General features: G+C 68.7%; 10 protein-coding genes. 4 read left to right on the forward strand and 6 right to left on the reverse strand.

Annotation, left to right across the window (positions count from 1 at the left end; all coding sequences use genetic code 11):
* Positions 1–68 precede the first annotated feature (68 nt).
* Positions 69–539 (reverse strand): DUF309 domain-containing protein, encoded by a 471-nt coding sequence (locus ACFXGJ_RS23190; RefSeq protein ID WP_378625441.1) that lies wholly within the window; start codon positions 537–539, stop codon positions 69–71.
* Positions 540–650: 111 nt separating this feature from the next.
* On the opposite strand from ACFXGJ_RS23190, the gene ACFXGJ_RS23195 reads away from it, so the two are divergent.
* Positions 651–1,112, forward strand: a complete 462-nt coding sequence (locus tag ACFXGJ_RS23195) for an SRPBCC family protein (RefSeq protein ID WP_378625443.1) — start codon at positions 651–653, stop codon at positions 1,110–1,112.
* A 53-nt stretch (positions 1,113–1,165) separates the two neighbouring features.
* Here the strand turns inward: ACFXGJ_RS23195 and ACFXGJ_RS23200 are convergent, their stop codons facing one another.
* The gene (locus ACFXGJ_RS23200) at positions 1,166–2,407 is read right to left on the reverse strand and encodes an acyl-CoA dehydrogenase family protein (protein ID WP_378625445.1); all 1,242 of its coding nucleotides are present in this window, start codon (positions 2,405–2,407) and stop codon (positions 1,166–1,168) included.
* 176 nt (positions 2,408–2,583) lie between these two features.
* Here ACFXGJ_RS23200 and ACFXGJ_RS23205 point away from each other — a divergent pair, with 176 nt between their 5' ends.
* The gene (locus tag ACFXGJ_RS23205; protein WP_378625447.1) at positions 2,584–3,183 is read left to right on the forward strand and encodes a class I SAM-dependent methyltransferase; all 600 of its coding nucleotides are present in this window, start codon (positions 2,584–2,586) and stop codon (positions 3,181–3,183) included.
* A gap of 7 nt (positions 3,184–3,190) precedes the next feature.
* Here the strand turns inward: ACFXGJ_RS23205 and ACFXGJ_RS23210 are convergent, their stop codons facing one another.
* From ACFXGJ_RS23210 to ACFXGJ_RS23220, 3 genes are all read right to left on the reverse strand, one after another.
* Positions 3,191–3,517, reverse strand: coding sequence for a hypothetical protein (locus tag ACFXGJ_RS23210; RefSeq protein ID WP_378625449.1), 327 nt, complete (start codon positions 3,515–3,517; stop codon positions 3,191–3,193).
* A gap of 232 nt (positions 3,518–3,749) precedes the next feature.
* On the reverse strand, positions 3,750–5,282 hold the full coding sequence (locus tag ACFXGJ_RS23215) for a DHA2 family efflux MFS transporter permease subunit (RefSeq protein ID WP_378625451.1): 1,533 nt from the start codon (positions 5,280–5,282) through the stop codon (positions 3,750–3,752).
* Complete coding sequence (locus ACFXGJ_RS23220; RefSeq protein WP_378625459.1) at positions 5,279–5,695, reverse strand: MarR family winged helix-turn-helix transcriptional regulator; 417 nt, start codon at positions 5,693–5,695, stop codon at positions 5,279–5,281. The genes ACFXGJ_RS23215 and ACFXGJ_RS23220 overlap by 4 nt, the downstream gene beginning before the upstream one ends.
* A gap of 215 nt (positions 5,696–5,910) precedes the next feature.
* Between ACFXGJ_RS23220 and ACFXGJ_RS23225 the strand changes: the two genes are divergently transcribed.
* Entirely contained in the window at positions 5,911–6,399 is a 489-nt protein-coding gene (locus ACFXGJ_RS23225; protein WP_378625453.1) for a SixA phosphatase family protein, read from the forward strand.
* A 55-nt stretch (positions 6,400–6,454) separates the two neighbouring features.
* On the opposite strand, the gene ACFXGJ_RS23230 is transcribed toward ACFXGJ_RS23225, so the two are convergent.
* Positions 6,455–7,420: an NADPH:quinone oxidoreductase family protein gene (locus ACFXGJ_RS23230; RefSeq protein ID WP_378625455.1), complete on the reverse strand. Its 966-nt coding sequence runs from the start codon at positions 7,418–7,420 to the stop codon at positions 6,455–6,457.
* Between the two features lie 124 nt (positions 7,421–7,544).
* On the opposite strand from ACFXGJ_RS23230, the gene ACFXGJ_RS23235 reads away from it, so the two are divergent.
* On the forward strand, positions 7,545–8,300 hold a 756-nt coding region (locus tag ACFXGJ_RS23235), incomplete at its 3' end, for an acyl-[acyl-carrier-protein] thioesterase (protein ID WP_378625457.1).

The raw sequence follows: 8,300 nt of genomic DNA on the forward strand, positions 1-8,300 counted from the left end.
GCCCGACCCTCAGCGGTTCGGGCCCGCCGTCATGTCCACACCACGCCGCCGCCGTGCCGAGGGCAGATCTACGCGCGCAGTCGCGGCATCGAGACATCCGTGCTCCCTGCGCCCGCGTCGATGCCCTCGATCACCCCGCCCGACCAGCCGAGCAGGCCCGGCACGTCCAACCCGTACGGCACGTCCGTCGCGTAGGCCGCGATCCGTTCACGACCCCGCACCAGCAACGCGCGCGCACCCACCGCATTGCCGCGCAGCAGGTGCGTGAGCCCGACCGCGAGCTGCGCGAGCCCCTGCCACAGCGCCCGCTCGGACTCCGGCGCCGACTTCCAGGCGTCCTCGAGCACCTCGTGGGCGTGAAAGGGCATGCCCTCGTCGAACAGCCGCTGCGCCTCGGCGACCGACTCCCCCGGCGTGCGGACCTGCCCCTCGGAGATCCTCGGCACGCCCACGGAACCCCGCGGCAGCGGCCGCCCCAGCCCGTCGCGGGGCCGCGCGTTGAGCGGCCTGCCCCGCACATCCCGCTCACGACCGTCCATGCGTCCACCCTAATTCCGCACAATTTCGACACCCAAACAACTGTCCAACTGCCGAAGTAACCGTTACCGTCGGTAACAGGGTCTGGAGGGATCCGCCACACGAGGAGAGTCATGGGCCATATTCACCGCGTCGCCGTCGCCAGGGTGCCTGTCGAGGCCGGCTTCGCGTTCGTCGACGACTACCGCAACGTGCCGTCCTGGATGTTCGGCGTGACGAGGTTCGAGCCGCTCGGCGAGCAGACCCGGGGGCTCGGCGCGAGGTTCGACGCCGTCATGCAAATCGGCCCCAAGGCGCTCGGGTCCCGAGTCGAGATCACCGCGTGGGAGCAGGACAGCCTGATCCGCCTGGAGTCGATCGACGGCATCTCCAACTCGTCGACCTGGCGGTTCGCGCCGACCGCCGACGGCGCCACCGAGCTCACCGTCGACTTCGAGTACTCCCTGCCAGGCGGCCTGCTAGGCAAGGCCCTCGCGAAGATCGTCGAACCGGTCGTCGGCACGGCGATCAAGCACACCGAGGCGACCCTGCGCGCGCGGGTCGAAGCCCTCTCGGACGACCGATCGGGCGCCTGAACGACACTCGGGGCCCACCCGCACCGCGGATGGGCCCCGAGACAGTCGGTCGGTCAGGCGAGCAGACCCTTGGCGATGTGGGTCACCTGGATCTCGTTGCTGCCCGCGTAGATCATCAGCGACTTCGCATCCCGCGCGAGCTGCTCGACCTTGTACTCGGCCATGTAGCCGTTGCCGCCGAACAGCTGGACGGCCTCCATGGCGACCTCGGTCGCGGCGCGCGAGGAGTACAGCTTCATCGCCGACGCCTCGGCGAGCGTCACCTTGTTGCCGGCGGCGGTGCGCTCGATCGCGTTGAACACCATGTTCTGCACGTTGAGGCGCGCGACCTCCATCTCGGCCAGCTTGAGCTGGATGAGCTGGAACTGGGCGATCTCCTTGCCCCACAGCTTGCGGTTCTTGGCGTAGTCGATGCACAGCCGCTGGCACTCGTTGATGATGCCCAGGGCGAGCGAGGCGATGCCGATCCGCTCGGCCGCGAACGACTCCTTCGCACTCTCCTTGCCGTCGCCCTTGGCCGGGTTCTCGGTCTCACCGAGCAGCCGGTCCTTGGTGATCCGCACGTTGTCGAAGAACAGCTCGCCGGTGGGCGAGGAGTTCATACCCATCTTCTTGAACGGCGCGCTCTGCGTGAAGCCCTCCATGCCCTTGTCGAGCACGAAACCGAGCACCTTGCGGTCACGGCGGTCGACGGAGGCGTCGCCCTCGTCGAGCTTGGCGTAGACGATGGTGACGTCGGCGTACGGGCCGTTCGTGATGAAGGTCTTCTGTCCGTTGAGGATGTAGTCCTCACCGTCGCGCCGGACGTACGACTTCATTCCGCCGAACGCGTCCGAGCCCGAGTCCGGCTCGGTGATGGCCCAGGCGCCGACCTTCTCCATCGTCACGAGCTCGGGCATCCAGCGCTTCTTCTGCGCGAGGGTGCCGCGGCTGCGCAGAGTGCCCACCGTCAGGCCCAGGCTCACGCCCATCGACGCGACCAGACCGAGGCTCACGCCCGCCAGTTCGCTGTTGAGGATCACGCCCATGCTGCCGGCGCCACTGAAGCCGCCGCCCTTCTCGCCGGACTCGGGGAGCGCCTCGCCGCGCTCCTTCGCCTCCTCCTTCGCGAACGCCTTCTCGAGCGCCTCGCTGGCCATCTCGTCCATGCCGAAGGTGGCGTACATCTTGCGGATGATCTCGAACGGAGGCAGCTCACCGCTCTCGAGCTTGTCGACGTGCGGCTTGATCTCCTTCTCGATGAACCCACGCAGGGCGTCGCGGAACATCAGATCGGTATCGGACCACTCGTACATGTCGTGAACTCCAGGGATTGAACGGGATTGTCAGATGGCAAATATAGAACACGTTCTCGTTCCTGGACTCTACGCGCGCCCGCCGACCTGGACACCGCGCTTTCGACACGCGCACACTGAATTGCACGACAGACCTGGACAACGGTGCGTCGCCACGAGTGATCTGTGAGGCAGCGATGAACCTCGGATACACACTGGCCTACCGGCTCGGCATCACGCCCTGGGAACGGGCCCGACCAGGATTCCGCGCCCAGCTACGCACGTACCTCGACCACGAGGAAGTCCACCGGGCGCCGGGCAAGGCCCTCGACGTCGGCTGCGGCAGCGGCGACCACTCGATCGAACTGGCCGGTCGCGGCTGGCAGGTCACAGGCGTCGACGCGGTTCCGCTGGCGATCGACCGCGCGAGGCGCAAAGCCGCCGCCGAGGGCGTCGACATCACGTTCCTGGTCGGCGACGTGACGACGCTGGGACCGGCGGCCGGATCCGGCTTCCGCTTCGTGCTCGACGTCGGCTGCTTCCACGGGCTGACCGCTCCGCAGCGACTCGACTACGCGCGTGAGATCACCGCCGTCGCAGAGCCGGGCGCCTCGCTGCTGTTGTTCGCCTTCGGGCCAGGCCATCGCCGGCCCCTGCCCCGCGGGGCCGCGCACGCCGAGATCGAACGCCACTTCGCACACTGGACCCTCGACGCCGACGACCCCGCAGACACAACGGGAATGCCTCGGCCACTGCGTAATTCGAACCCGCGCTGGTTCCATCTGACCCGGGAGTGACGGACCTTCAGGCGGCGCGGCGGTTCGAACGCCGGTGGTGCCTGCCCCCGGACAACCCCCAGCTCTCGTCCGGCACCTCCGACGCCGGGCTGCGTCGCTCGATGGTGAAGTCGGTGATCGGGAGCCGCTCGAGCAATCCGGGGTCGGCGCACGCGTCACCGCAGACGCCCTGTTCGAGCAGTGAGTAGGCAGTGTGGTTGACCGACTGGACGGCGAGGCGCAGCGCGTCCATCGCGGTGGGCTGCGGGCCGAAACGAGCCAGGGTGTGCCCGCCCTGGACGGTGGTTCCGACCACTGCGTAGAAGTGCCAGTCACGTTCGGGTTCGGTCGCCACGATGCGCCTTCTTCCCTGTCCGGTCCGTGTGGTTAGACGGTATCGCCAAGGTCCGACACCTTTGCGGAGCCACGCCCGGAGTGTGGTTCCTCCATTCTGGAAATCCCGATTCGGCCGGAATCGTTACACCGCGCGGCGTCATGCCCGCAGGCGCCGAGCCCGTGGCGGGCTCGGACGACGAACGGCCCGCCTCCCCTCGCGGGAGACGGGCCGTTCGTCGGTCGAGCGTGGGTCAGTGCATCATCACCGGCGCCGCGGACTCGTCGGTTGCCAGCGCGACGGGCCTGCGCCGCGGCAGGAAGAACGCCGGGATCAGGGTCACCAGAAGCAGCACCAGCGCCACCGTGAAGGTGTTGCCGAAGGCGTCCGCCGCCGCGCTCAGACCCTGCTCCATCGCCCCCGGCGGCAGCTGCGCCGCGATCTCCGGGCTGTGCTGGGCCGCGGTCGCCGGGCCGGCCAGCGGCCGGTCCATCATCTGGTTGGTCAGCACCACCGACATGGTCGCGGTACCGACCGAACCGGCCACCTGCTGGACGATGTTCATCAACGTCGAGCCACGGGCGACGGTCTCGTGGGTGAGCGTCTGCATGGCCGCGGTCATGATCGGCATCATCGTGCCGCCCATGCCCAGACCCATCACGAACAGCGAGCCGAGCAGCAGCACGTAGGAGGTGTCGGAGCCCACCTGGGTGAACACCGCCATGCCGACCGCGATGAGCGAGAGCCCGACCAGCACGATCTTGCCGGGACCGATCTTGTCGACGAGGGTGCCGGCGAGCGGCATCGTCAGCATCGCGCCGATACCCTGCGGCGCGAGCAGCAGACCGGCCGCCAGCGTGCTCTCTCCGCGCACCTGCAGGAAGTAGCTCGGGAACAGCAGCCCGGCACCCATGAACGCGATCACGAACATCGTGGAGGTCACCACCGCGATGGTCAGGTTCCGGTTCTTGAACAGGTGCAGGTCGATCAGCGGGTGTTCCTTCTTGCGCAACGCGTGGAAGATGAACGCGATCACGAGCACCAGACCGATGCCGGCGGAGATCAGAACCCGGGCCGAGGCCACGGTGCCCATCTCCGGGATCGAGGACACGCCGAACAGGAACAGCGCCAGACCGGGAGAGAGCAGCAGCATGCCGACGAAGTCGAAGGACTGGGACGGGCTCGGGTCGTCCTTGGGCAGCAGCAGCACCGCGGCCGTCAGCGCGATCGCGCCGACCGGCACGTTGATCAGGAAGATCCAGTGCCAGCTCACGGCCTCGATCAGCCAGCCACCGAGGATCGGGCCACCAATCGGGCCGAGCATCATCGGGATGCCGAGCACGGCCATCACGCGGCCGACGCGGTGCGGGCCCGCAGCCCGGGTCATGATGGTCATGCCCAGCGGCATCAGCATGCCGCCGCCGAGGCCCTGCAGCACGCGGAACCCGATCAGCGACTCGATGTTCCAGGCCATCGAGCACAGCACGGAAGCGCCCACGAACAGCAGCAGCGCCGTGATGTACAGGCGCTTGGTACCGAACCGGTCCGCGGCCCAGCCGGTGACCGGGATGACCGTCGCCAGCGCCAGGGTGTAGGCGGTCATCGTCCAGGCAACCGTGGCGTAGGTCGCGTCGAACTCGGTCATGAACGTCGGCAGCGCCACGCTCACGACGGTCACGTCGAGGATCGACATGATGGCGCCGAGCACGACCACGCTGGCGATCTTCAGAACTGCGCCGTCGATCTTGTCCGAGGCAGCTGGTGCTCCCGGTGTCGGCGTCGTCATGGATTCTCCTGACAGTGAGCTCGCAGGGCATCGCCCGCGAGAATGGGTTTGAGCGAATCGAACAGCTGGGTGCGATCCGATTCCGGCAGCCTGGCCGCAAAGGCCCGCAGTTCGCCGCGTTTGGTCTCGATGTGCCCGGACACGAGGCTACGTCCGGCCTCCGACAGGGAAATTCTCTTGATGCGCCGATCGTTCGGGTCCTCGCGACGAACCACGAGGTCCTGGTGCACCATCTGGTCGACGTTGCGGCCAGTGGCGGCGACCGAGAGCCGCAACCGCCGGGCCACGTCGTGGATCGGCACCGGTTCACCGAACTCCGCGAGCACGAACAGCGTTCGCGCCTGCGAGAACGACAGATCCATCTCGATCAGCTTGTCCATGGAACCCGACTCCCCCATCCCCAGGAGGCGCATCAGGAACTCGTACAGAACTCCGTCGAGCTCCTCCGGGGAAACAACCACCGGGCAATAGTATCGATGACGCAACTATTGCTCAATCGCGATTAATGTGAACACCGTCTCATTGCCGCTCGTCAATCCGACCACGCGGTCGGTCGCGGAGGCAAGCGAATTTCGGGCCGTCGGAGATTGCGCGCCGCGTCCGCCGTCCCGCTCGTTACTGTCTGGGCATGGCTCCACGGACCCTGATCCTGATGCGGCACGGCAAGTCCGCCTACCCGCCCGGTGTCGCCGACCACGACCGCCCGCTCGCGGACCGCGGCGAGCGGGAGGCCGGCCTGGCGGGCGAGTGGATTCGCCGGACCCAGCCCCACGTCGACGCCGCCCTCTGCTCCACCGCCACGCGCACCCGACTCACCCTCGACGCCACCGGCATCGAGGCGCCGGCGCGGTTCGCGGAGTCGCTGTACGGGACCAACGCGGCAGGTGTGCTGCACGAGATCGCACGGACCGACGACGAGGTGCACACCCTGTTGGTCGTCGGCCACGAACCCGGAGTCCCCGACGCCGCCGTCGCGCTCGATCCGAACGGCACGCTCGCCGATCGCATCGCCGAACGCTTCCCCACCTCGGCGATCGCCACGCTCGCGGTGGTCGGGACCTGGTCACGGATCCTGTCCACCCGCGCCACCCTCACCGGCTTCCACGTGCCGCGCTGACTGGGCCAGTCGATTCCACGCCGACTGGGCCAGTCGATTCCACGCCGACCGCGCGTCAGCCGCGGATCAGCACGGCCTTGCCCAGCACCCGACCCGACTCCAGGTCCTCCAGGGCCCGTGCGGCGTCGGCCAGCGGGTAGCGCGCCTTGACCAGTGGGCGCAGACCCGCGGTCACCAGGTCGGTGAGGGCCTCGTGGGTCTGCGCCATCGCGTCGGGATTCGAGCGAAGGAACTCCCCCCAGGCCGCGCCGACGATGCTGATGTTGCGGAAGAGCACGCGGTTCACCCTCACCGTCGGGATCGTTCCGCCGGCGAAGCCGATCACCACCAGCCGGCCCTCGGGCGCGAGTGCCCGCACCGCACCGTCGAAGGCGTCCCCGCCGACCGGATCCACCACGACCTGGGCTCCGGCGTTTCCCGTGAGCTCGCCGACCCGCGCGGACCAGTTCTCGTCCAGCGCCACGACCTCGTCGGCACCGAGTTCGTGCAGGAAGTCGGCCGCGCCCGGCCGGCGTACCACCGCGATCACCCGGGCGCCGTGCGCCTTGGCCAGCTGGATGGCGGCCGTACCGACCCCGCCGGCCGCGCCGAGCACCACGACGGTCTCCCCCGCGACCAGCGCCGCGCGACGGGCGAGCGCGAACTCCACGGTCTGGTAGTTGACGATCAACGAGGCCGCCTGCTCGAAGTCGAGCTCCTCGGGGATCCGCATCGCCCGCGCAACGGGTATCGCGACCCGCTCCGCGTAGCCGCCGAGATCGGACATCGCGAGCACCCGGTCACCCGCGGCGAGACCGCTGCCGTCGGGTGCGGAGACCACCACCCCCGCGACCTCCGCACCCGGCACGAACGGCGGCTCCGGTCGCAGCTGGTACTTGCCGTAGCTGATCAGCAGGTCCGGAAAGCACACACCCGCGGCCTGCACGTCGACGAGAACCTTGCCGGCGCAGTCGGGTTCGGGAACCTCCCGCACGACCATGCCGGCCGGACCCGTCAACTCCGACACCACCACTGCCAGCACGAGACACCTCCGTCGGCCGTCGCGCACGCGCCGTGACACCGACGCTAGTCGCTGCCGTTCGAATTCGGAGATAGTGTGCGGATCGCCGTCGCGATCGGCCCCACCTGTCGAGAGGATCCCCGTCGTGGACTTCGATCAGCCACTCGCCGCACCCCCGAGCGACGGGTGCGGGTTCTCCGTCTCGCGGCCGGTCCGCACCGGAGACGTCGACCCCGACAATCGGCTGCGACTCGACGGCATCGCCCGGTACCTGCAGGACATCGCGTCCGACAACCTCGACGCCGCGGAACTCGCCGACAGCGACCCCGTGTGGATCGTGCGTCGCTCAGTGATCGACGTGGTCCGGCCGGCGCTGTGGCCGGACCGGGTCCATCTGCATCGGTGGTGCTCCGCGCTGTCCACCCGATGGTCGGCGATGCGAGTCCGGCTCACCAGCGACAAGGGAGCCCTGATCGAGACCGAGGGATTCTGGATCAACATCAACCCCGATACCGGGATGCCGACCAGGATCAGCGATGCGGCGATGGAACTCCTGGCACGCAGCACCGACGAGCACCGCCTCAAATGGCGGCCCTGGCTGGGCGATCCGGCACCCGAACCGGACGGCACGGACACCGTGTTCCCGCTGCGCTCGACCGACATCGACCCGCTGCAGCACGTCAACAACGCCGCCTACCTGCACGCCGTCGAGGAGCACCTGTCCGGTCGCAGCGACCTCCTCGTGCGACCGCATCGGGTGGTCATCGAGTACCGCGCGCCGATCCGCGCGGGCGAGCAGTTGACCATCCGGCGCCGCGACGACGAGCGGTCGGTGACGCTGTGGTTCCTGGTCGACGACGCCGTCCGGGCGGTCGCCCGGGTCTCGGGCGTCAACCAGCGC

The sequence above is a fragment of the Rhodococcus sp. NPDC059234 genome, assembly GCF_042754225.1.
Classification (GTDB): Bacteria; Actinomycetota; Actinomycetes; order Mycobacteriales; family Mycobacteriaceae; genus Rhodococcus_G.

What these genes read in the sequence shown, in the direction of transcription:
- ACFXGJ_RS23205 (WP_378625447.1), top strand. Translation starts at nt 2,584, where the DNA reads ATGAACCTCGGATACACACTGGCCTACCGGCTCGGCATCACGCCCTGG.
- ACFXGJ_RS23215 (WP_378625451.1), bottom strand. Translation starts at nt 5,282, where the DNA reads ATGACGACGCCGACACCGGGAGCACCAGCTGCCTCGGACAAGATCGAC.
- ACFXGJ_RS23190 (WP_378625441.1), bottom strand. Translation starts at nt 539, where the DNA reads ATGGACGGTCGTGAGCGGGATGTGCGGGGCAGGCCGCTCAACGCGCGG.
- ACFXGJ_RS23225 (WP_378625453.1), top strand. Translation starts at nt 5,911, where the DNA reads ATGGCTCCACGGACCCTGATCCTGATGCGGCACGGCAAGTCCGCCTAC.
- ACFXGJ_RS23195 (WP_378625443.1), top strand. Translation starts at nt 651, where the DNA reads ATGGGCCATATTCACCGCGTCGCCGTCGCCAGGGTGCCTGTCGAGGCC.
- ACFXGJ_RS23220 (WP_378625459.1), bottom strand. Translation starts at nt 5,695, where the DNA reads ATGCGCCTCCTGGGGATGGGGGAGTCGGGTTCCATGGACAAGCTGATC.
- ACFXGJ_RS23200 (WP_378625445.1), bottom strand. Translation starts at nt 2,407, where the DNA reads ATGTACGAGTGGTCCGATACCGATCTGATGTTCCGCGACGCCCTGCGT.